This window comes from Enterobacter cloacae complex sp. HYC003_NIDB (assembly GCF_056673375.1).
In genome coordinates this window covers 4437380-4460037 of record NZ_CP114220.1, presented here as the reverse complement: position 1 = coordinate 4460037, position 22658 = coordinate 4437380, and the positions used below count along the sequence as shown (strand labels likewise).

At 55.7% G+C, this 22658-nt stretch carries 17 protein-coding genes, 1 tRNA gene and 3 rRNA genes; 7 read left to right on the top strand and 14 right to left on the bottom strand.

From position 1 onward, the window contains the following. Nucleotides 1-263: 263 nt before the first annotated feature. The 11 genes from phnK to O1722_RS21320 all read right to left on the bottom strand — a co-directional run bounded on the left by phnK (nucleotide 264) and on the right by O1722_RS21320 (nucleotide 8485). Nucleotides 264-1019 carry a phosphonate C-P lyase system protein PhnK gene (phnK, locus tag O1722_RS21370; protein WP_015570221.1) on the bottom strand — a complete coding sequence of 252 codons (756 nt, stop codon included), beginning with the start codon at nucleotides 1017-1019 and terminating at the stop codon, nucleotides 264-266. Beyond that, nucleotides 1016-1861 carry an alpha-D-ribose 1-methylphosphonate 5-phosphate C-P-lyase PhnJ gene (gene phnJ / locus O1722_RS21365; RefSeq protein ID WP_006810438.1) on the bottom strand — a complete coding sequence of 282 codons (846 nt, stop codon included), beginning with the start codon at nucleotides 1859-1861 and terminating at the stop codon, nucleotides 1016-1018. The genes phnK and phnJ overlap by 4 nt, the downstream gene beginning before the upstream one ends. After that, nucleotides 1854-2918 carry a carbon-phosphorus lyase complex subunit gene (locus tag O1722_RS21360; protein WP_015570222.1) on the bottom strand — a complete coding sequence of 355 codons (1065 nt, stop codon included), beginning with the start codon at nucleotides 2916-2918 and terminating at the stop codon, nucleotides 1854-1856. Before O1722_RS21360 ends, phnJ begins: the two co-directional genes overlap by 8 nt. Further along, nucleotides 2918-3502 (bottom strand): phosphonate C-P lyase system protein PhnH, encoded by a 585-nt coding sequence (gene phnH / locus O1722_RS21355; protein ID WP_058686552.1) that lies wholly within the window; start codon nucleotides 3500-3502, stop codon nucleotides 2918-2920. The genes O1722_RS21360 and phnH overlap by 1 nt, the downstream gene beginning before the upstream one ends. Beyond that, complete coding sequence (gene phnG / locus O1722_RS21350; protein ID WP_015570223.1) at nucleotides 3499-3951, bottom strand: phosphonate C-P lyase system protein PhnG; 453 nt, start codon at nucleotides 3949-3951, stop codon at nucleotides 3499-3501. The genes phnH and phnG overlap by 4 nt, the downstream gene beginning before the upstream one ends. Next, entirely contained in the window at nucleotides 3952-4677 is a 726-nt protein-coding gene (gene phnF / locus O1722_RS21345; protein WP_006810434.1) for a phosphonate metabolism transcriptional regulator PhnF, read from the bottom strand. Between the two features lie 20 nt (nucleotides 4678-4697). Next, nucleotides 4698-5477, bottom strand: a complete 780-nt coding sequence (gene phnE / locus O1722_RS21340) for a phosphonate ABC transporter, permease protein PhnE (RefSeq protein WP_058686553.1) — start codon at nucleotides 5475-5477, stop codon at nucleotides 4698-4700. Between the two features lie 158 nt (nucleotides 5478-5635). Next, complete coding sequence (gene phnD, locus O1722_RS21335; RefSeq protein ID WP_032652248.1) at nucleotides 5636-6652, bottom strand: phosphonate ABC transporter substrate-binding protein; 1017 nt, start codon at nucleotides 6650-6652, stop codon at nucleotides 5636-5638. A gap of 23 nt (nucleotides 6653-6675) precedes the next feature. After that, nucleotides 6676-7464 carry a phosphonate ABC transporter ATP-binding protein gene (gene phnC / locus O1722_RS21330; protein WP_017694696.1) on the bottom strand — a complete coding sequence of 263 codons (789 nt, stop codon included), beginning with the start codon at nucleotides 7462-7464 and terminating at the stop codon, nucleotides 6676-6678. Between the two features lie 173 nt (nucleotides 7465-7637). Next, nucleotides 7638-8069 (bottom strand): VOC family metalloprotein YjdN, encoded by a 432-nt coding sequence (gene yjdN, locus O1722_RS21325; protein ID WP_017694695.1) that lies wholly within the window; start codon nucleotides 8067-8069, stop codon nucleotides 7638-7640. Between the two features lie 80 nt (nucleotides 8070-8149). Further along, entirely contained in the window at nucleotides 8150-8485 is a 336-nt protein-coding gene (locus tag O1722_RS21320; protein ID WP_003860206.1) for a zinc ribbon domain-containing protein YjdM, read from the bottom strand. A gap of 591 nt (nucleotides 8486-9076) precedes the next feature. Here O1722_RS21320 and crfC point away from each other — a divergent pair. After that, nucleotides 9077-11431, top strand: a complete 2355-nt coding sequence (gene crfC, locus O1722_RS21315; RefSeq protein ID WP_058686554.1) for a clamp-binding protein CrfC — start codon at nucleotides 9077-9079, stop codon at nucleotides 11429-11431. Beyond that, complete coding sequence (locus O1722_RS21310; RefSeq protein WP_023295782.1) at nucleotides 11428-12306, top strand: diguanylate cyclase regulator RdcB family protein; 879 nt, start codon at nucleotides 11428-11430, stop codon at nucleotides 12304-12306. Before crfC ends, O1722_RS21310 begins: the two co-directional genes overlap by 4 nt. Nucleotides 12307-12339: 33 nt before the next feature. On the opposite strand, the gene kdgT is transcribed toward O1722_RS21310, so the two are convergent. Beyond that, a complete protein-coding gene (kdgT, locus tag O1722_RS21305; protein ID WP_017382657.1) occupies nucleotides 12340-13332 on the bottom strand; it encodes a 2-keto-3-deoxygluconate transporter in 993 nt (330 codons plus the stop codon). Between the two features lie 646 nt (nucleotides 13333-13978). Between kdgT and proP the strand changes: the two genes are divergently transcribed. Further along, on the top strand, nucleotides 13979-15481 hold the full coding sequence (proP, locus tag O1722_RS21300) for a glycine betaine/L-proline transporter ProP (RefSeq protein WP_015570231.1): 1503 nt from the start codon (nucleotides 13979-13981) through the stop codon (nucleotides 15479-15481). Nucleotides 15482-15514: 33 nt separating this feature from the next. Here the strand turns inward: proP and O1722_RS21295 are convergent, their stop codons facing one another. Continuing rightward, nucleotides 15515-16468, bottom strand: a complete 954-nt coding sequence (locus tag O1722_RS21295; RefSeq protein WP_058686555.1) for a nickel/cobalt transporter — start codon at nucleotides 16466-16468, stop codon at nucleotides 15515-15517. A 485-nt stretch (nucleotides 16469-16953) separates the two neighbouring features. Between O1722_RS21295 and O1722_RS21290 the strand changes: the two genes are divergently transcribed. The 4 genes from O1722_RS21290 (at nucleotide 16954) to rrf (ending at nucleotide 21931) form a co-directional block, all read left to right on the top strand. Next, nucleotides 16954-18495 (top strand): 16S ribosomal RNA (locus tag O1722_RS21290). Between the two features lie 84 nt (nucleotides 18496-18579). Continuing rightward, a tRNA-Glu gene (locus O1722_RS21285) sits at nucleotides 18580-18655 on the top strand. A gap of 182 nt (nucleotides 18656-18837) precedes the next feature. Beyond that, nucleotides 18838-21742: ribosomal RNA gene (locus O1722_RS21280) — 23S ribosomal RNA — on the top strand. A 73-nt stretch (nucleotides 21743-21815) separates the two neighbouring features. Further along, nucleotides 21816-21931, top strand: a 5S ribosomal RNA gene (gene rrf / locus O1722_RS21275). Together the 16S, 23S and 5S rRNA genes with 1 tRNA gene alongside form the textbook arrangement of a ribosomal RNA operon. 107 nt (nucleotides 21932-22038) lie before the next feature. Here rrf and O1722_RS21270 read toward each other — a convergent pair. Next, the gene (locus O1722_RS21270) at nucleotides 22039-22656 is read right to left on the bottom strand and encodes a DUF2238 domain-containing protein (protein WP_032104127.1); all 618 of its coding nucleotides are present in this window, start codon (nucleotides 22654-22656) and stop codon (nucleotides 22039-22041) included. Nucleotides 22657-22658 lie beyond the last annotated feature (2 nt).

The following is a 22658-nucleotide window of genomic DNA, read 5'->3' as shown; positions in this document are numbered from 1 at the left end:
CCGGCCTACGGGTGCGGTGTTCGTTTTGCCGGGTGGCGGCTTCGCCTTACCCGGCCTACGGGTGCGGTGTTCGTTTTGCCGGGTGGCGGCTTCGCCTTACCCGGCCTACGGGTGCGGTGTTCGTTTTGCCGGGTGGCGGCTTCGCCTTACCCGGCCTACGGGTGCGGTGTTCGTTTTGCCGGGTGGCGGCTTCGCCTTACCCGGCCTACAAGGTGCGGTGTTCGTAGGCCGGGTAAGCGCAGCGCCACCCGGCAACCGCGCCCTCAGTTCTGCAATACGGACGACACCAGCAGCTGGGTATACGGATGATGGGGATCGTCGAGCACGCGGTCGGTTAACCCACTTTCCACCACCTGACCCTGCTTCATCACCAGCAAGCGGTCCGCCAGCAGGCGCGCGACGCCTAAATCGTGGGTGACAATCACCACCGCCAGGTTTAGCTCCACCACCAGGCCGCGCAGCAGGTCGAGCAGGCGAGCCTGCACAGAGACGTCCAGCCCGCCGGTCGGTTCATCCATAAACACCAGCTTCGGATGGGTGACGAGATTGCGGGCAATCTGTAAACGCTGCTGCATGCCGCCGGAGAAGGTGGTCGGCAGGTCGTCGATGCGCGAGGCGGGAATTTCAACCTCTTCCAGCCAGTGCTGCGCCGTGGCGCGGATGTTGCCGTAGTGGCGCGCGCCGGTGGCCATCAGCCGTTCGCCGATGTTGCCCCCCGCCGACACCTGGCGGCGCAGGCCATCCATCGGGTGCTGGTGCACCACGCCCCACTCGGTGCGCAGCAGGCGGCGGCGATCGGCTTCACTCATGCCATACAGCGACACGCCCTCATACAAAATGTCGCCATTCTGCGGCGTCAGGCGCGCGGAGATGGACTTCAGCAGGGTGGTTTTACCGGAGCCGGACTCGCCGACAATGCCCAGCACTTCGCCCGGCCACAGCTCAAACGACACGTCGCTAAAGCCTTTGCCCGGCGCATAAAGGTGAGTCAGGTTATTAACCGAAAGCAGCGGTTTCATTGGCTGTTCGCCTCGCTCTGTTGGCGGCAGTAATCGGTGTCGGAGCAGACAAACATCCGTTTGCCCGTGTCGTCCAGCACCACTTCATCCAGATAGCTATGCTTCGAACCGCAGATGGCGCACGGCTCGTCCCACTCCTGCACCGTAAACGGGTGATCGTCAAAATCCAGGCTCTCCACACGGGTGTACGGCGGTACGGCGTAGATGCGTTTTTCACGTCCGGCGCCAAAAAGTTGCAGGGCGGGCATCATGTCCATCTTCGGGTTATCGAATTTCGGGATCGGCGACGGGTCCATCACGTAGCGGCCGTTCACCTTCACCGGGTAGGCGTAGGTGGTGGCGATATGGCCGAAGCGGGCGATGTCCTCATACAGTTTAACCTGCATGATCCCGTACTCTTCCAGGGCGTGCATGGTGCGGGTTTCGGTTTCCCGCGGCTCAATAAAACGCAGCGGCTCCGGGATCGGCACCTGGAAAATCAAAATCTGATCTTCAGTCAGCGGGGTCTCCGGAATGCGGTGACGGGTCTGGATCAGCGTCGCGTCTTCGGTTTTTTCGGTAGTATTAACGCCCGTTACGCGCTTAAAGAAGTTGCGGATCGACACGGCGTTGGTGGTGTCGTCTGCACCCTGGTCAATGACCTTCAGCACGTCCGCTTCGCCGATCACGCTGGCGGTGATCTGAATACCGCCGGTGCCCCAGCCGTAGGGCATTGGCATTTCGCGGCCGCCGAATGGCACCTGGTAGCCGGGGATCGCCACTGCCTTAAGGATGGCGCGGCGGATCATGCGTTTAGTTTGTTCGTCCAGATAGGCAAAGTTGTAGCCGCTTAAGTTAGCCATTGGCGCGCTCCCGTTGCAGGCGTTTCAGCAGTTCCAGTTCGGCCTGGAAATCGACGTAGTGCGGCAGCTTGAGGTGCGAGACAAAGCCGGCGGCCTCAACGTTATCCGCGTGGGCCAGCACGAACTCTTCGTCCTGTGCCGGGCCTGCAATATGCTCGCCGTAGTCCGGCGCCTGGAGCGCACGGTCAACCAGCGCCATCGCCATCGCCTTGCGCTCGCTCAGGCCATACACCAGCCCGTAGCCGCGGGTAAAGTGCGGATCTTCATTCTCTGGCGCGACAAAACCGTTGACCATTTCGCACTCGGTCATCAGCAGTTCCCCGATGTTCACCGCAAAACCCAGCTCTTCCGGCACGATTTCAATGTCGATATAACCGCTGCGGATCTCTGCCGCGAAGGGGTGGTTGCGCCCATAGCCGCGCTGCGTGGAGTAGGCCAGCGCCAGCAGATACCCTTCATCGCCGCGCATCAGCTGTTGCAGGCGGGACGAGCGCGAACAGGGATAGACCGGCGGCGTGCGGGTGATGTCATCCGGTGTGCTGCCGGTGTCCTCTTCCGCCTTCGCCAGCCCCTGGTTTGCCAGCAGGCTAAAGACGTGCGGGGAGGCGTCTTGTTCAGCGTCAGAGACGCTGAGCTGCGGTGTTTCACCGTTCGCCAGCAGAGTGAAGTCCAGCAGGCGATGGGTGTAGTCGTAGGTCGGACCAAGCAGCTGGCCGCCAGGAATATCTTTGTACACCGCAGAAATACGGCGCTCTAATCGCATTTCCGCCGTATTCACCGGCTCGCTAACCGCCAGCTTCGCAAGCGTAGTGCGGTAAGCGCGCAGCAGGAAGATGGCTTCCACGTTATCGCCGCTGGCCTGTTTCAGCGCCAGCGCCGCCAGTTCGCGGTCCGCGATGCCGCCTTCGGTCATCACGCGGTCGACGGCCAGGTTTAACTGCTGTTCAATCTGGGCGACGCTCAGCTCGGGAAGGGCGTCATCCCCCCGGCGTCTGTGCGCCTGCAAGGCATGGGCGGCGGCGATCGCCTTCTCGCCCCCTTTGACGGCAACGTACATCAGCACACCTCCACGTGAGTGGTTCTCGGGATCGCCAGCAGGCGCTCGCCGCAGGTCAGGATCAGGTCGATACCGAGCGGGAACGGATGCGGGCGCTCGGTCAGCTCATGAATGATGCACTCCGGCAGCTGGGGGGCGACCATCCGCTCGTCGGCAATCCCTGCACCCGTCAGGCGCAGCATGCGGCCACCGCTCAGGCTGGAGACCTGCAAAATCAGCGTAGCGCTGGTTTCTGGTGCGACGGCGCTGCCTTCGCTCAGGGCGTTAAGCTCTTCGTGGCTGATTTGCTCGTCGGCCACGGCGAAGACCGCCTGCTGGGGCTGCTCGACCAGCGGCGCGTTGGTGTGAAAGCGCAGGTTCTGGCTGGCGATATCGTTCAGCAATGCGCCTGACAGCCATACCGGGGTGTCGTTGTCCGCCAGGGTCAGCAGCACGCTGGTCGAGGCGAGGTTCAGCGGCAGCCAGCCCTGGGAGAGCTGGTGCAGCGAGACAATGACGCCCGGCTCGCTCATGGCTTTCAGCAGGCGACGGAAACTCTGTTGGGCATCCTGGACGGCCAGGGTAAAAGCAGGTTGAAGCGTCATGCGTTGTCTCCGCGAACGAGCGTAAAGAAGTCGACCCGGCTGGTATTCACTTCGGCCTGACGCGCGGCAAGGCGTGCGGCGCGGTCGGCTTCCAGCGGGGCAATAAGGGTTTCCATTAACGTCTGAAAATGCGGCTGTTCCTGTAAAAGCGCGTCGATCGCTGCGCAGCGCTCGGCGTGCGTTTTGTCGCGCCCAAGTACGTAGCCGTAGCCCAGCGTGCCGCTTTTCAGGCGGATCACCGCGCGGGTGAGGGTGGCATCGCCGGCGAAGAAGCGCTCGCCGGTGCCGCCCATGCGTGCCTGGATCTGCACCAGGCCGATCTCCGGCGCGCGGATCGTGTCGTAGTCCGGCGTCAGGCCGAGCGTGCTCATGCGGGCAGCCAGCGCATTAGGCTGGCTGTGGGCCAGCACGCGCATCCAGCGCTGACGAGTGGAGGTGTCGAAGTGCATTCAGTGCTCCATGGTAAATTCAATCATGTCGGCGCGGGTCAGGCTGACGGAGTATTCCGTTGCGTTGACGTCGCCGTCACGGTGGTTGAGGGTGCGCACGCAGAGCAGCGGGGCCATGTTGGGGATCTCCAGCACCTTGCTCTCTTTCGCCTGCGCGCGGCGGGCGCTGATGCGCGTCTGGGTGCGTTTGAGCGCGATACCCGTCGCGTCCTGAAGAAAATCATGCAGGGAACCGCTGGCGAAATGTTGCAGCACGGGCCAGAGGGTGAGGTCCGCGAAGTAGTGGTCGATCTGACAGACCGCCACGCCGTTCACCCGGCGCAACGTGCGCAGGTGAACGACGTTGTCGCCCTCCTGAATCCCCAGCGCGTCCGCCACGTGGCGGGAGGCCGGGCGCAGGACTGACAGCAGCTTTTCGCTGGTGGGGTGGCTGCCCTGATCGAGCAGGTTCTGGCTAAAACGCGCCTGGGCATTGAGCGGGTAGTCGAACGGACGCATCAGCACCAGCACGCCGACGCCCTGACGGCGCTGGACCCAGCCGCGCTCCACCAGTTGATCGATGGCGCGACGCAGGGTGTGGCGATTCACTTCGTAGCGGTCGGCAAGCTGCTGCTCGGCGGGCAGGTAGTCTCCGCAGCGGTAGTGCGTGCGCAGCTCCACTTCGAGCTTTGCCGCAATCTCTTGCCAGCGGGTGGGGTAACTGGTCGGATGTCTGGATAAGTGCATACAAATCAAAGCCTCGCTTCTCAGATGAAGTGCTTACGCAAACGTTGAGAGAGGAAATCCAGCAGGCTGACGGTGACGATGATGAGCACCATCAGGGCGCAGGTTTGCTGGAACTGGAAACCACGAATGGCTTCCCACAGGGTGACGCCAATGCCGCCTGCGCCCACCATGCCGACCACGGTGGCGGAGCGAACGTTGGACTCGAAGCGGTACAGGGAGTAGGAGATGAGCAGCGGCATCACCTGCGGCAGGACGCCGTACAGGATCTCTTCGATTTTGTTCGCTCCGGTTGCGCGGATGCCTTCCACCGGGCCGGGCTCGATGGCTTCAACCGCTTCGGAGAGCAGCTTGGAGAGCACGCCGGTGGTGTGGATGAACAGCGCCATCACGCCCGCGAACGGACCCAGGCCGACGGCGACCACGAACAGCATCGCAAAGACCATTTCGTTGATGGCGCGACAGGCGTCCATCAGGCGACGAATCGGCTGGTAGATCCACCACGGCACGATGTTTTCGGCGCTCATCAGGCCAAACGGAATGGAGAGGATCACGGCGAGGGCGGTGCCCCAGACGGCAATTTGCAGGGTGATCGCCATTTCACTGAGGTAGTCCTGCCACTGGCTGAAGTCCGGCGGGAAGAAGTCGGCGGCGAAGGTCGCCATGTTGCCGGAATCTTTGAAGAGCAGCAGCGGATCCATCTCCGCGCCCTTCCAGGAGATAACGAGCACCGCCAGCAGAACGGCCCAGCTTATGAGCGAGAACCAGCTGCGCTTTGGCGGCGGGAGGGTGATGGTTTGCATGTTTTACTCCGCGGGTCTTTGTGTGCCGGATGGCGCTACGCTTATCCGGCCTACGATCTGTTCCCCCTCTCCCTGTGGGAGAGGGCCGGGGTGAGGGCATCAGCGTGCGCATTTCCCCCTCACCCTAACCCTCTCCCTCAAGGGAGAGGGGACGTAAGTTACTGCACCGCTTTATTCACGCTGGTCATGGCACCGAGCGCGGCGGTCAGGCGGTCGAGATCGTCCAGCTGCGCCTGAATTTCAGACACTTTGCTGGTCTTCTCTTCTTCCTTCAGACCCTTGTTGTCCTTCACGCCCTGCATCTGCTTGAACAGCGCCAGCTGGCGAATCGGCACCAGCTGCAAATCGCTGGACGCGCGGAACGGCGCCCAGCCCAGACGCGCCAGAACCGCTTTCTCTTCCGGCGTTTTGCCGTAGTTCATAAAGAAGTCGTAGACCTTGTCCTTGGTGCTCTCGGAGAGGTTTTTGCGCCACACGATCGGGTCGCCCGGGATCAGCGGCGATTTCCAGATAACCTTGATTTCCTTCAGCTTGTCCGGCGCGGAGGTCTTCAGCTTGTCGAGGTTTTCAGTGTTGTTGGTGGCGACGTCAACCTGCTTATTCGCCACGGCCAGGGCGTTGGTTTCGTGGCTGGCGTTGACCGTGCGCTTAAAGTCGCTGGCGGAGACGTTGTTTTTCGCGAAGACGTAGTAGCCAGGGACGAGGAAGCCGGAGGTGGAGTTCGGGTCGCCGTTACCAAAGGTCAGCTCTTTGCGTTTGGCGAGCATGTCGTTGAGATTGTTGATTGGGCTGTCTTTGTTAACGATCAGCACGCTCCAGTAGCCCGGGGAGCCGTCTGCCGCAACGGTCTGGGCGAAGACCTGGCCGTTCGCGCGATCTACCGCTTCCATAGCAGAGAGGTTGCCATACCAGGCGATGTCGACTTTGTTGAAGCGCATTCCCTGAATGATGCCCGCGTAGTCCGGGGCGAAGAAGGCGTTTACTTTGATCCCCAGTTTGGTTTCCATATCTTTCAGGAACGGTTCCCACTGCGGCTTCAGGTTTTGCTGTGATTCCGTTGAAATGATGCCAAAGTTCAGCGCTTTTTCCTGTTCCTCAGCGTAAGCAGGGCTTAGCAGGGTGCTGATGCTGAACATGCTGGTGAAGGCCAGCGCGGCAACGGCTTTGTAGTTCATGTCCATTCCTCGTTATGGGGACGTTAAGCAGCCTGCGCGCGCTCTTCGACGCGGTTTACGCTGCGGTAGAGATGATCAAAACGTTCGTTATCAAACTGGTGGCTTGCGCCATCGAAGAACACATGGCCCTGACGCAGGGCGACGATGCGCTCGCAGTAGCGCAGGGCGTAATCCACCTGATGCAGCGTCACCACCACGGTGATGCCGTCGTTCTGATTGATGTCGCGCAGGGTTTCCATCACGATGCGGGCCGATTCCGGGTCCAGCGAGGCGATAGGTTCATCGGCCAGAATGATTTTGGCTTTCTGCATCAGGGCGCGGGCGATGGCGACGCGCTGCTGCTGTCCGCCGGAGAGCGTGGAGACGCGCTGGTGGGCGAAATGCGCCATGCCGACGCGGGTCAGCGCCTGTAAGGCTTCTTGCTTCTGGGATGGGGGGAACCAGCGCAGGCAGGTGCGCCAGAACGGGGTGCTGCCGAGCGCGCCTATCAGCACGTTCTCGAGCACGGTCAGGCGGTTCACCAGGTTGAACTGCTGAAAGATATAGCCCGTCTGAGCGCGGCTTTTGCGAATATCGCTCGCCAGACGCCCCGCATGTTGCACGGTGTTCCCCAACAGTTCGACGCGGCTTTCCGGCGTTTTGTCACAGGTAATCAGGCCGCTCAAGTGACGAAGAAGGGTTGATTTACCTGAACCAGACGGCCCCAACAGCGCCACCATTTCGCCCTGCTGGACGGTCAGATCAACGGCATGCAGCGCCTTGTTGTGATGGAAGGTTTTGCTCAGTTTCTCGACGCGAATGACAGTTTGCATGTGCCGGGCCTCACGATAAATGTGGCCTCATGCTGGCGCATCAATATGACATTCAGGTTAAGTGTTGGTTGCGGGAGTTTGAAGAGTTGAGGGGAGTTTGATGACAATCACCGCAGGCCCGGTCAGCGCAGCGTCTCCGGGCGCTGTTGCCGGATGCGCTGCGCTTATGTGGCCTACGATTTAACGACGTTAATCATCCACGGCACGCCGTATTTATCGGTGACTTTCCCGAATCCGTGCGCCCAGAAAGTCTCCTGCCAGGCCATTTCGACATTGCCACCATCAGAGAGGTTGTCGAACCAGCGTTTGCCTTCATCCACGTCCTGCGTGTCGAGCACCAGCGTAAATCCGGCGTACTGCGTGCTGCTACCGGGTGGCAGACCATCGCTCATCATGATATCGCTGCCGGCAATGCGGACATTAGAGTGGGCGATGGCGGTATCCGGGAAGTTCATGCCTGACGGACAGCCTTCTTCGCTGTTTTCGTCTTTGGGCATTTCGCCGAAGGTGATTTTGTAGAGGAGTTCTGCGCCGATGGCCTGCTGATAGAAGGCGGTCGCCTCCGCACAGTTGCCGGCGAAAGAGATGTAGGGACTTAACGGCATAATCTTTACCTCACGTAAGAAAAGCCCGTTAAGTGTAGTTCCCGAACGCCCGGTAAGCGAAGCGTCACCGGGCGGGACAATCAGTTCTTTTTCACGAACTCAGATTTCAGTTTCATCGGACCGAAGCCGTCAATTTTGCAGTCGATATTATGATCGCCTTCAACCAGACGGATATTTTTGACTTTAGTGCCGATCTTCAGCATGGAGGAACTGCCTTTTACCTTCAGATCTTTCACAACGGTAACGCTGTCGCCGTCTGCCAGCAGGTTGCCGTTTGCGTCTTTCACGATCAGCGCATCGCTGTCCTGTGCAGGCTCCGCATCGTTCCATTCATGGGCGCATTCCGGGCAAACGAACATGCCATTGTCTTCATAGGTGTATTCAGAATTGCATTTCGGGCAGTGTGGAAGTTGCATGTTGGTATCCTCAAAAGTGTTAACACGCTGGAAAACGCCAGCTAAATGACGGCAGTGTGCCGAAAAAGGCAGCGAGTATAACGCAAATCCCCACTTTTGTCGGTGATATTGTTTTATAAAAATAGCGCATAAATGCGCAAGCGATGACACGAACTGTCAGTGAATTAAGGGAAGCTTAATCCCTGAACGGCAGAGATCGTAATCATGCTAAATGTATCGAATATTTTATTACAGCAAATTGCTACGCTGTGCCATTTCGGATAAGGTGAAGGAACAAGCCGTTATTTATCTATCCTCTTCTGACGCCATACATCTTTTGGCGCCAGGGAATACCTCTCTTTTTTGGTGGGTAAATAACGATGATATATCCTGATGTTTCCTGAAAATGCGTTTTGTCTATTCACTTTTGGCTTTCTGGCCAGGGGATGTTTTACACGTATTACGAGGGTGGTTTTTAAATTCTCATTATCTTCAGTTAGTTGTATTAAATGAACATGTTTTCCATACGTGATCATATAAGCCTGAAAAGTATAATTAAAACATCGTGGCTTAATAAAAGTAATAAATTTGCGTTAAGGGAAGGCTTTTATCATGCACACACAGACCATATTTGAATTAAGCCAGGAAGCTGAACGATTGTTACAGCTCGCTCTGAACAATCTTGATTCATTAAAATCTATGCCGATTGCAAAGCTGGATAGCACAGCCGCTGCGATGAGCGGCGTTAATAACAACGTTTTGCCGTTACATTTTAGCGCACGGGGTGTCGACGCTCAGCAGGCGATGCTGAATAACGAATTACGCAAAATAACCCGCCTCGAAATGGTGCTGGCGATTGTGGGTACCATGAAAGCGGGAAAATCGACCACCATTAATGCGATTGTGGGCACGGAAGTGCTGCCGAACCGCAATCGTCCGATGACGGCACTTCCCACGCTGATCCGCCATACGCCGGGCCAGAAGGAGCCGGTGCTGCATTTTTTGCACGTTTCGCCCATCGATACCCTGATTACCCAGTTGCAGAAAAAACTGTGCGATAAAGATCGCGGCAAGCTGGCGCGGCGTCTGGAAATCGACAAGGACATGAATACGCTGCTGGAGCGCATAGAAAGAGGTGAGGCGTTTGAAAAACATCACCTGGGCGCGGAGCCCATCTTTCATTGTCTGAAAAGCCTGAACGATCTGGTGCGGCTGTCTCAGGCGCTGGGCGTGGAGTTTCCGTTCTCTGAGTATGCCGCGATAGAACATATTCCGGTGATTGAGGTGGAGTTTGTGCATCTCGCCGGTCTGGATGCGCACCTGGGGCAACTGACGCTGCTCGACACGCCGGGGCCGAACGAGGCCGGTCAGCCGCACCTGCAAAAAATGCTCAGCGAGCAGCTGGCGCGCGCCTCCGCCGTGCTGGCGGTGATGGACTATACACAGCTTAAATCTATTTCTGATGCGGAGGTTCGTCAGGCAATTTCGGCTGCCGGCAAATCCGTGCCGCTTTACGCCCTGGTCAACAAATTCGATCAGAAAGATCGTAACAGCGACGATGAAGAGCAGGTGCGGGCGATGATTTCCGGCACGCTGATGAAAGGAAATATTTCTCCGGGGCAAATTTATCCGGTCTCTTCCATGTGGGCCTATCTGGCAAACCGCGCCCGCTATGAGATGAACGTTCATGGGCGCCTTCCCGATCATCAGGATCAGCGTTGGGTACAGGATTTTGCCGAGGCCGCGCTGGGCCGCCGCTGGCGAACGGCCGACCTGGACGATATTGACCATATTCGCCATGCGGCGGATCTGCTGTGGGAGGATTCGCTGTTCGAACAGCCCATCCGCAAACTGATTTACGCGGCTTACGCCAACGCCTCGCTGTTCGCTTTGCGGTCGGCATCGCATAAGCTGCTGAACTATGCGCAAAATGCCAGAGAATACCTGGATTTTCGCCATCAGGGACTGACGGTCGCTTTTGATGAGCTGGAGCTGAATATTGCGCGCCTGGAAGAGGATATGACGATGCTGCGTCAGCGGCAGAGCGTGGTGAGCGATGAGGTCCAGCATGAAGTTGAAGAGGCGCTTAACGCAACGGATGCATTCCTGCTTCGCCAGAAAGGGGAACTTCACCAGGCGCTGGGCGACATTTTTAGCCGCCCGTCTATTCTTGATTTAGCAGGGCGCGAGCCATCCAGTTTGCGTGCAGACGACGCGGATGCGATCCAGCAGCTGGTGCTTGACGATGAAGGGCAGGCGCAGATTGTCCTGAGCAAGATCCGATCGTCATGCGAGCAGATTATGCTGAATGCGCAGAGCAGAATTGGCCGGGAGCTGGCGTTACGCTTCGATCAGCTGGAGTCTACGCTCGCCCGATCGTTGAATGAGGCGATGCGACCCATCGAGACGCGAATTAAGGAGCAGCTCAGTCATGCCGGATTTCGGGCGCGGATTAGCTTCCCGGCGTTTCAGGCAAACCAGCTTAATTTCAATACGCGCGGCTTATTTAATGATGCCATTGTGCAGGACACCCCTCCCGCCAGTCAGCCAGCAGGGGCAGGCAGCGTACGTAATACCGTCTCGCGCTGGCTCAATAATCCCGGCTGGGGCTGGGAAGAGTATGTCGTGACGCGCACACGCTATGTCATCGACATCGTTCAGCTTCATGGCAAATTTACGCAACATATCGATCAGTTTTGCGATCAAATACGTAAAGCTTTGGCCGCGCAGGTCGATGTCTCTGTTACGGCAGGTATGGCAACGTTCTTTGCAGAGTTTTCGTTGTGCCTGACCGGGTTACAGGAAAGCTTGCGTGATAGCCTTGCCGTGCGGCAGCAGAATGAACATTCAACCCGGGCGCTTAGCCAGTTGTTGAAGCAAAGTATGACTACTGCGGCGTGGATTCAGGAAGATACCCGACTGTTACGCGATGATATTCAAATCTTATTCGCGGCAGAGCAACCATGACAACACAGCTACTGGACGGTCCCGGGCGGACGCTGGAGTGTATTCATCCAAAATTTATGGTCGATTTGGTCCAGGGGGCGGATGCTGCACGTCACTCCCTCCTGGGGCCACAGCAACTGCAATTTCGTGAGCGTTTGACGCAGGAGATCATTACGCAGACCCGGCTGCGGCCGTGGGCAATGGCGGGAATGCTCAACGAAAATGCAGCGCTGCGGCTGGGTCTGGCGGAGAAACTGGCCGGTATGCTCGACCCCGGGCACCTTGCGCTGACCCGTATGTCCGACAGGCTGGTAGCCCTGCGCCAGCAGGTGAATCCACGCCTCCCTCAACCGCCCGGATTGTTGCAACAGTACGAGGAGCTCTCCGCACATTTCAACCAGCGTGCCGCCTATAAAGAGAAAGCGCTCGCGCAGCGCGGCCTGACGGTACAGGCGGGTGAGCACAGCGAGCAAATTTTTACCCGCTGGCGAGCCGGGCAGTATGACGGCTGGTCGCTGGCTGGCCGCTGCTTTATCGTGCTGGAAGAGTTGCGCTGGGGGGCGTTTGGCGATGCCTGTCGTCTGGCGAATAGCGATGTGGCGGCCATGCTGAAAGATAATTTGCGCAGCATGGCCGCAAACTATCTGGCACAGGGAATTAATGCTTCTCCCACCACCCGGCATTTTTACCATCAGTGGCTGACGACGCCCGCTTCTCCCGGTCTGATTGATTATAAAGATATGCTGGGCTGGCTGGGGGACTGGTGTCAGGCGGATAAACATCCGGTGAGCTGGTCAGTGACGCAGAGCTGGCAAACGGTCGCGCTGGGGATGCCGAGACTCTGTTCGGCAAAACGGCTGGTGGATGGCATGGTGGAAGAGATATTTGGTACGTGATTGCCCCCTCTTTTTAAGGAGGGGGCGAAAGGGTTAGTGGTGCATTTCTACCGCTTCAGGTTCTGTCCGGGACTCAGGCACATGCCCAAAGCGTCTGGCATACAGTGCCGTGATGACAGGGACCAGAATTGCCGTCACAATCACGCTGGCGGCAACCAGAGCCGTGGCGGAAGCGGCCACGGGTTCAAAGGCCGGGTTAATCTGGGCGATAATCACCGGGTTGGCTACCGCAGCGCCTGCGGCCGAAGAGGCGGCCACGCCCGCGGTTCCGTTGCCGCCCCCGATGACGCGGTCTGCAATAATCAGTGGAATACCCGTGATGACGATGACGGCAACACCCAGCACAATGCCCAGCAGGCCGGTTTCCAGAATCACGTTCAGGTTGATGGTATTGCCCAACGCGAAGCCGAAGAACGGGATCAGTACCGGGGTGGCTTTGCTGAAGAAATCACGCAGATCGTGATCGAGGTTGCCCAGCGCAAAACCAATCAGGAACGGCAGGATCGCCCCGACAAAATGGTGTGGTTCAAAAGAGGCAAGGCCGGCAGAACCCAGAATCAACATCGTCATCAGCGGACCCGACTCCAGGGACATCAGCACGAACGCGCCCGATTCTTCTTTGGTGCCATATTGATTCATCAGGCTGGCATAGAGACCGCCGTTGGTCATATCCATTGCTGAGACTATGGCCAGAACGGATAATCCGGCGAAGAAGCCGGTCTGAATTCCATTCTCCGGAATGAACATTGCACAGATCATGGCAACAACCCAGGCGACCGCAATTTTAGTAATGACCAGCGTCCCTGATTTACGTAATACCGTACCTGTTGCACGCAAGTTAATAGATGCGCCGATGCAAAAGAACCAGACTGCCAGAATCGGTACCGTTCCGGTAATCATACCTTTTGTAAAACCGCCAAAATAAGCACCGGTATTCGGGGCTAGCGTATTTAATATCGCGCCAAGTACCAGCGGGACCAGCATCATCCCGCCCGGGATGCGTTCTATTGTTGCTTTAATCTTCATCATTAACCCTCACATCTCGTCCGCATGGCTGGCGGAAAGCTCAAAAAATAGATCAACAAATTCAAACGATTGCCTTTTTTGGGGCCAATCGATTCGTTATTTATGCTGTAGAGCGAAATTCAGGTGTTCAGCATTCCTTCATTTGAAAGCTGCTGGGATATCGTGTTCGGATTTATCATGCGATCTTTGGAATTGTGATTCAACGAAAATAAAACGATGTTTTAGTTATCTTCGTCACATATTGAATGTAAACAGGATTGCCCACTGTTAATAATTGAATTTTGTGTAAATTCGCTGTGAAGAAATGTGCTTGCATTTTGTTTGGGGAGGAATAATAACGGGCGTTAAGATCTGTTTGATAAGGGGGTTTAGAATGACCTTATTTATCATGAATTGACAAAAGCTGAAGGCAGCTTACGAACAGGAAAAATATGTGTGAAGTTGATCACATATATAAACGCTGGTAGGGTAAAAAGGTCTTTAACTGCCCAGACAGGCGTCAACAGGTTCGGTTGTATTGAGGTAAAACGTCAATGTAAGTAAACCTGCTACGCTTGAATAAGGAGATTCGCATGGAGCGGGTCTCTGGTTCACAGCTTGCAAAATGCGCTGTGAAACGGACAGGGCTGAGTCTACGAGGAAAGCTATGCTTAGAAGGAAAAAAGTAAAACCCATCACGCTGCGCGATGTCACCATTATTGATGACGCGAAACTGCGCAAAGCGATTACAGCGGCCTCGCTCGGTAATGCGATGGAGTGGTTCGATTTTGGTGTTTACGGCTTTGTGGCCTATGCACTTGGTAAAGTGTTCTTCCCTGGTGCCGATCCCAGCTTGCAGATGATTGCTGCGCTGGGTACGTTCTCCGTTCCCTTCCTGATTCGTCCTCTCGGTGGCCTTTTCTTCGGCATGCTGGGTGATAAATATGGTCGCCAGAAGATCCTGGCTATTACCATTGTCATCATGTCGATAAGTACATTCTGTATCGGCCTTATTCCGTCGTATGCAACTATTGGTATATGGGCGCCGATTCTGCTGTTGATCTGTAAGATGGCGCAGGGCTTCTCCGTTGGTGGCGAATATACCGGCGCATCGATTTTTGTCGCTGAATATTCTCCGGACCGTAAACGTGGCTTTATGGGCAGCTGGCTGGACTTTGGTTCGATTGCCGGTTTTGTCATGGGCGCGGGGGTTGTGGTTCTGATCTCAACCGTAGTGGGTGAAGAGAACTTCCTTGACTGGGGCTGGCGTATTCCGTTCTTCCTGGCGCTGCCGCTGGGCATCATTGGGCTTTATCTGCGTCACGCCCTGGAAGAGACGCCTGCGTTCCAGCAGCACGTTGAAAAGCTGGAGCAGGGTGACCGTGAAGGGTTACAGGATGGCCCGAAAGTGTCGTTCAAGGAGATTGCGACCAAACACTGGCGCAGCCTGCTGACCTGTATTGGTCTGGTGATTTCCACCAACGTGACCTATTACATGCTGTTGACCTACATGCCGAGCTACCTGTCGCATAACCTGCACTACTCGGAAGACCACGGTGTGCTGATTATTATCGCCATCATGGTGGGTATGCTGTTTGTGCAGCCGATTATGGGTCTGCTGAGCGACCGCTTTGGCCGTAAGCCATTCATTATTCTCGGCAGCGTCGCCCTGTTCGCACTGGCAATCCCGGCCTTTATTCTGATTAACAGCAATGTGCTGGGGCTGATTTTCGCCGGTCTGCTGATGCTGGCGGTGATCCTCAACTGCTTCATCGGGGTGATGGCTTCTACGCTGCCGGCAATGTTCCCGACGCATATTCGCTACAGTGCGCTGGCGGCAGCCTTTAATATCTCCGTTCTGATTGCGGGCCTGACGCCGACGCTTGCTGCTTCACTGGTGGAGAGCACGCAGAACCTGATGATGCCTGCTTACTATCTGATGGTCATTGCGGTGATCGGCCTGATTACCGGTATTACCATGAAGGAGACGGCGAATCGTCCGTTGAAAGGGGCAACGCCTGCGGCGTCTGATATTCAGGAAGCGAAAGAGATCCTGCGTGAGCACTACGATAATGTAGAGCAGAAGATTGAAGATATTGACGCAGAGATTGAGGCGCTCCAGACAAAACGCTCTCGCCTTGTCGATCAGCATCCGCGAATTAACGAGTGATAAAAAAACCCGCCGCTGGCGGGTTTTCTTTTATTAGCATCCTGCGGCAATATAGTCGCCGCCGGCGCTGACGGGGATCACCGTCAGGAACAGGATCGTCGCGAACAGTATCAGAACAATCCCTCCGGCAATTTTGACCATCGGCATTACCCAGTTCAGGGACGTGCCGCCGCCAAACCAGGCTACTGTGCGTTCACGAGCGTAACGTACTGCCAGCGACAGCCCCATAATCGACAGCGCCGTGCCCAGCGACATTGTCATCACAGCAGCAATCCCCCAGCTAATAATACCGAGCGCATTCGAGAACATCAGGATCATAATTGCCCCGCTGCACGGGCGTGCGCCAATGGCCAGCACCACGCCCAGACGGGTTTTCCAGTCGCTTTTAGTCAGATCCACCCCTACGCCGTGATGGCCGCAGCCACAGCGTTCATTATGCTGGTGAAGCGGCTTGATGGCGCTAATCGCCATTTTGCGCGGACGCAGGCTGCTGAGCGCCTGATAAATGATAAACGCACCGAAGACGGCAATCAGCACGGCGCTGATTTTTTCGACGTACCAACGGCTGGTGCTGATATCTCCTGACGCGAGGTTCAATCCAACCGCCAGGATAAAGACAAAGACGATCGCGCTGACGCCCTGCATCATGCTACCGATAAACGGTACGACGCGCGCCGCGAGCTGGCTCTCTTTATTGGTGGTGAGATACGTGGTAACGATAAATTTGCCGTGCCCAGGTCCAACGGCATGGAGTACACCATAAAGAAACGCACCGGTTAACAACCATAGCCCACCGCTGTACTGATGATTATTAAGTTGCAGCAGATACATCACCAGATATCGGTGCAGGGTGATCTGGGTGGCGAGGCACCACTGAATAAAAGCATTCCAGTGCGTATGCAGTGCAAAACCTGCCATAAGTAACACCAGCATGGCGAGCCCGGCGGTTGGGGTACGCCAGTCACGTTGAAGTCGTTGTGTCGTCATGAGGTTGGCCCGCGAGAGAAATATCTGCCGCTAGTATAGTGTTCAAATCGCTGGATCACACCGGGATCGTCAATAGATTGTGGATAAGTCTGTGCGTAAAAAGGTATAAGGCGGGGTTTTGCTGTGGAATGCAGCAGTCAGTCATTTTTCTGTCATTTAGCGGTTGCGGCCTGCGGAGAACTCCCTATAATGCGCCTCCATCGACACGGCGGATGTGAATCACTTCACAGATAACCCGGTCGGTTGAAGAGAAAAAATCCTGAAATAACGGGTTGACTCTGAAAGAGGAAAGCGTAATATACGCCACCTCGCGACAGAGCGCTGAAGCGCGTCGCAACTGCTCTTTAACAATTTATCAGACAATCTGTGTGGGCACTCAAAGTGACATGGATTCTTAATGTCCTCGGACACTAAATGAATACCAAGTCTCAACGAGTGAACACGTAATTCATTACGAAGTTTAATTCATTGAGCATCAAACTTTTAAATTGAAGAGTTTGATCATGGCTCAGATTGAACGCTGGCGGCAGGCCTAACACATGCAAGTCGAACGGTAACAGGAAGCAGCTTGCTGCTTTGCTGACGAGTGGCGGACGGGTGAGTAATGTCTGGGAAACTGCCTGATGGAGGGGGATAACTACTGGAAACGGTAGCTAATACCGCATAACGTCGCAAGACCAAAGAGGGGGACCTTCGGGCCTCTTGCCATCGGATGTGCCCAGATGGGATTAGCTAGTAGGTGGGGTAACGGCTCACCTAGGCGACGATCCCTAGCTGGTCTGAGAGGATGACCAGCCACACTGGAACTGAGACACGGTCCAGACTCCTACGGGAGGCAGCAGTGGGGAATATTGCACAATGGGCGCAAGCCTGATGCAGCCATGCCGCGTGTATGAAGAAGGCCTTCGGGTTGTAAAGTACTTTCAGCGGGGAGGAAGGTGTTGAGGTTAATAACCTCAGCAATTGACGTTACCCGCAGAAGAAGCACCGGCTAACTCCGTGCCAGCAGCCGCGGTAATACGGAGGGTGCAAGCGTTAATCGGAATTACTGGGCGTAAAGCGCACGCAGGCGGTCTGTCAAGTCGGATGTGAAATCCCCGGGCTCAACCTGGGAACTGCATTCGAAACTGGCAGGCTAGAGTCTTGTAGAGGGGGGTAGAATTCCAGGTGTAGCGGTGAAATGCGTAGAGATCTGGAGGAATACCGGTGGCGAAGGCGGCCCCCTGGACAAAGACTGACGCTCAGGTGCGAAAGCGTGGGGAGCAAACAGGATTAGATACCCTGGTAGTCCACGCCGTAAACGATGTCGACTTGGAGGTTGTGCCCTTGAGGCGTGGCTTCCGGAGCTAACGCGTTAAGTCGACCGCCTGGGGAGTACGGCCGCAAGGTTAAAACTCAAATGAATTGACGGGGGCCCGCACAAGCGGTGGAGCATGTGGTTTAATTCGATGCAACGCGAAGAACCTTACCTACTCTTGACATCCAGAGAACTTTCCAGAGATGGATTGGTGCCTTCGGGAACTCTGAGACAGGTGCTGCATGGCTGTCGTCAGCTCGTGTTGTGAAATGTTGGGTTAAGTCCCGCAACGAGCGCAACCCTTATCCTTTGTTGCCAGCGGTCCGGCCGGGAACTCAAAGGAGACTGCCAGTGATAAACTGGAGGAAGGTGGGGATGACGTCAAGTCATCATGGCCCTTACGAGTAGGGCTACACACGTGCTACAATGGCGCATACAAAGAGAAGCGACCTCGCGAGAGCAAGCGGACCTCATAAAGTGCGTCGTAGTCCGGATTGGAGTCTGCAACTCGACTCCATGAAGTCGGAATCGCTAGTAATCGTGGATCAGAATGCCACGGTGAATACGTTCCCGGGCCTTGTACACACCGCCCGTCACACCATGGGAGTGGGTTGCAAAAGAAGTAGGTAGCTTAACCTTCGGGAGGGCGCTTACCACTTTGTGATTCATGACTGGGGTGAAGTCGTAACAAGGTAACCGTAGGGGAACCTGCGGTTGGATCACCTCCTTACCTTAAAGAACCTGCCTTTGTAGTGCTCACACAGATTGTCTGATGAAAAGTAAATAGCAAGGCGTCTTGCGATTGAGACTGTACGTCCCCTTCGTCTAGAGGCCCAGGACACCGCCCTTTCACGGCGGTAACAGGGGTTCGAATCCCCTAGGGGACGCCACTTGCTGGTTCGTGAGTGAAAGTCACCTGCCGTCATATCTCAAAACTGACTTGCGAGTCATGTTTGAGATATTTGCTCTTTAAAAATCTGGATCAAGCTGAAAATTGAAACGACACACAGCTCATGTGTGTTCGAGTCTCTCAAATTTTCGCAATCAGAAGTGAAACATCTTCGGGTTGTGAGGTTAAGCGACTAAGCGTACACGGTGGATGCCCTGGCAGTCAGAGGCGATGAAGGACGTGCTAATCTGCGAAAAGCGCCGGCGAGGTGATATGAACCTTTGACCCGGCGATGTCCGAATGGGGAAACCCAGTGCAATCCGTTGCACTATCGTTAACTGAATACATAGGTTAACGAGGCGAACCGGGGGAACTGAAACATCTAAGTACCCCGAGGAAAAGAAATCAACCGAGATTCCCCCAGTAGCGGCGAGCGAACGGGGAGCAGCCCGGAGTCTGAATCAGCTTGTGTGTTAGTGGAACGGTCTGGAAAGTCCGACGGTACAGGGTGATAGTCCCGTACACGAAAATGCACATGCTGTGAACTCGAAGAGTAGGGCGGGACACGTGGTATCCTGTCTGAATATGGGGGGACCATCCTCCAAGGCTAAATACTCCTGACTGACCGATAGTGAACCAGTACCGTGAGGGAAAGGCGAAAAGAACCCCGGCGAGGGGAGTGAAAAAGAACCTGAAACCGTGTACGTACAAGCAGTGGGAGCCTCTTTATGGGGTGACTGCGTACCTTTTGTATAATGGGTCAGCGACTTATATTCTGTAGCAAGGTTAACCGTATAGGGGAGCCGAAGGGAAACCGAGTCTTAACTGGGCGTTAAGTTGCAGGGTATAGACCCGAAACCCGGTGATCTAGCCATGGGCAGGTTGAAGGTTGGGTAACACTAACTGGAGGACCGAACCGACTAATGTTGAAAAATTAGCGGATGACCTGTGGCTGGGGGTGAAAGGCCAATCAAACCGGGAGATAGCTGGTTCTCCCCGAAAGCTATTTAGGTAGCGCCTCGTGAACTCATCTTCGGGGGTAGAGCACTGTTTCGGCTAGGGGGCCATCCCGGCTTACCAACCCGATGCAAACTACGAATACCGAAGAATGTTATCACGGGAGACACACGGCGGGTGCTAACGTCCGTCGTGAAGAGGGAAACAACCCAGACCGCCAGCTAAGGTCCCAAAGTCATGGTTAAGTGGGAAACGATGTGGGAAGGCACAGACAGCCAGGATGTTGGCTTAGAAGCAGCCATCATTTAAAGAAAGCGTAATAGCTCACTGGTCGAGTCGGCCTGCGCGGAAGATGTAACGGGGCTAAACCATGCACCGAAGCTGCGGCAGCGACACTATGTGTTGTTGGGTAGGGGAGCGTTCTGTAAGCCGTTGAAGGTGTGCTGTGAGGCATGCTGGAGGTATCAGAAGTGCGAATGCTGACATAAGTAACGATAAAGCGGGTGAAAAGCCCGCTCGCCGGAAGACCAAGGGTTCCTGTCCAACGTTAATCGGGGCAGGGTGAGTCGACCCCTAAGGCGAGGCCGAAAGGCGTAGTCGATGGGAAACAGGTTAATATTCCTGTACTTGGTGTTACTGCGAAGGGGGGACGGAGAAGGCTATGTCAGCCGGGCGACGGTTGTCCCGGTTTAAGCATGTAGGCGGAGGTTCCAGGTAAATCCGGTACCTTATTAACGCTGAGGTGTGATGACGAGGCACTACGGTGCTGAAGTGATAAATGCCCTGCTTCCAGGAAAAGCCTCTAAGCATCAGGTAACACGAAATCGTACCCCAAACCGACACAGGTGGTCAGGTAGAGAATACCAAGGCGCTTGAGAGAACTCGGGTGAAGGAACTAGGCAAAATGGTGCCGTAACTTCGGGAGAAGGCACGCTGATGTGTAGGTGAAGCCCCTGCGGGCGGAGCTGAAATCAGTCGAAGATACCAGCTGGCTGCAACTGTTTATTAAAAACACAGCACTGTGCAAACACGAAAGTGGACGTATACGGTGTGACGCCTGCCCGGTGCCGGAAGGTTAATTGATGGGGTTAGCGGCAACGCGAAGCTCTTGATCGAAGCCCCGGTAAACGGCGGCCGTAACTATAACGGTCCTAAGGTAGCGAAATTCCTTGTCGGGTAAGTTCCGACCTGCACGAATGGCGTAATGATGGCCAGGCTGTCTCCACCCGAGACTCAGTGAAATTGAACTCGCTGTGAAGATGCAGTGTACCCGCGGCAAGACGGAAAGACCCCGTGAACCTTTACTATAGCTTGACACTGAACACTGGTCCTTGATGTGTAGGATAGGTGGGAGGCTTTGAAGCGTGGACGCCAGTCTGCGTGGAGCCAACCTTGAAATACCACCCTTTAATGGCTGGTGTTCTAACGTAGACCCGTAATCCGGGTTGCGGACAGTGTCTGGTGGGTAGTTTGACTGGGGCGGTCTCCTCCCAAAGAGTAACGGAGGAGCACGAAGGTTGGCTAATCCTGGTCGGACATCAGGAGGTTAGTGCAATGGCATAAGCCAGCTTGACTGCGAGCGTGACGGCGCGAGCAGGTGCGAAAGCAGGTCATAGTGATCCGGTGGTTCTGAATGGAAGGGCCATCGCTCAACGGATAAAAGGTACTCCGGGGATAACAGGCTGATACCGCCCAAGAGTTCATATCGACGGCGGTGTTTGGCACCTCGATGTCGGCTCATCACATCCTGGGGCTGAAGTAGGTCCCAAGGGTATGGCTGTTCGCCATTTAAAGTGGTACGCGAGCTGGGTTTAGAACGTCGTGAGACAGTTCGGTCCCTATCTGCCGTGGGCGCTGGAGAATTGAGGGGGGCTGCTCCTAGTACGAGAGGACCGGAGTGGACGCATCACTGGTGTTCGGGTTGTCATGCCAATGGCATTGCCCGGTAGCTAAATGCGGAAGAGATAAGTGCTGAAAGCATCTAAGCACGAAACTTGCCCCGAGATGAGTTCTCCCTGAGACTTTAAGTCTCCTGAAGGAACGTTGAAGACGACGACGTTGATAGGTCGGGTGTGTAAGCGCAGCGATGCGTTGAGCTAACCGATACTAATGAACCGTGAGGCTTAACCTTACAACGCCGAAGGTGTTTTGGCGAAGAGACAGACAATCAAATTTCAGCTTTGATACAGATTTAACAGAATTTGCCTGGCGGCTTTAGCGCGGTGGTCCCACCTGACCCCATGCCGAACTCAGAAGTGAAACGCCGTAGCGCCGATGGTAGTGTGGGGTCTCCCCATGTGAGAGTAGGGAACTGCCAGGCATCAATTAAGTGAAGAGGCCATCCGGAAGGATGGCCTTTTTGCGTTTGTACGTCGAAAAACGGCAGGCCGGGCAAGGCGAAGCCGCCACCCGGCAACTCAGAGCGTACTATCCCTGACAAACATTCAAACGAAGCAATTGCCGCTGATGGAAACGCCCAAGGATCAGCACCGTCGTTAACGCACCAAGCAGCGCGCAAAACATATCTGACTGGGTATCCCATGGATCGCCCTGCGTCCCCAGAAAATCATCCGCACCCTGTCCCATTGCCAAAGCTGCCCACCACTCAATGAGTTCATAGGTGGCGCTAATGGCCAGAGCAACACAGCACACCAGAAATCCCGTCATCTTATGTCCACGCACATACCCACCGCGCAGCAGAATTTCTCGCGCTGCCAGTGCGGGAACCAGCCCCTGGAAGAAGTGACCGAGCTTGTCATACGGATTTCGGCTAAGCCCGAGCATCTCCTGAACCTCAAAACCAACCGGAACCTTTGCATAGGTGTACATACCACCAACCATCAGAATGATGGCGTGGAAGAAAACCAGGGTATAGAGAAGGGGAGTCAGGGGGTATCGCCGGTGCGTGGCAAGCAGAAGTGGGATGATGATAATGACGGGCGTCACCTCCATCAGCCAGGTGACGCGATCGCTCGTGAACAGGCCGGTATAAAACAGGATCATCAGCAGGAGCAGTGACCCGACTTTTAAAGCAGATAAGGTCATAT